At 56.8% G+C, this 472-nt stretch carries 1 protein-coding gene; it reads right to left on the reverse strand.

Translation table 11 applies throughout. The features are described 5' to 3' along the window. Positions 1-245: 245 nt before the first annotated feature. Positions 246-472 (reverse strand): hypothetical protein (locus KHA85_RS16685; RefSeq protein WP_213186658.1); only part of this gene is annotated, 227 nt, incomplete at its 5' end.

Raw genomic sequence — 472 nt, forward strand, 5'->3', positions numbered from 1 at the left:
TCTCATCACCGAAGCCGACACGGCATCACCCCATCCTCACTGCAACGCCCGATTTCCGTGGGCGCCGGCAATCATCGATGGGGCCGTTCTCTTACCTGAACCTATGTAAAACATGGCGTGTTAAAGCAGAGTCGCCGGGCAGCCGCTGTTATGCGCGGTAATCGCCAGCAATCAGCGCCAAAACACGCCGCCAAGCTTATGGAAGCCAGGGGGGCTTGTAAAGCCCTTCCCCAACGCTGGGAACGTCAGGCCTTTCTCAGCAACAGCGCCCACAGCGCCAGCACGGCAAAGGCGATGTATATCGCCATAAAAAGGACAATGGCGGCGAACAAGGCGCTCACTACCCCTATTTTATCCGCCAGCCAACCTGCGGCCGGCGGCATGATATTGAACAAATAGACGATAAAGTAAAACTTCGACACCGCGTTCCACCCTGGCGCCGCAAGAGAGAGCTTATTGACCAGGATGGCAC

Source organism: Dietzia massiliensis (assembly GCF_018390595.1).
In the GTDB taxonomy this organism is placed as follows: domain Bacteria; phylum Actinomycetota; class Actinomycetes; order Mycobacteriales; family Mycobacteriaceae; genus Dietzia; species Dietzia massiliensis.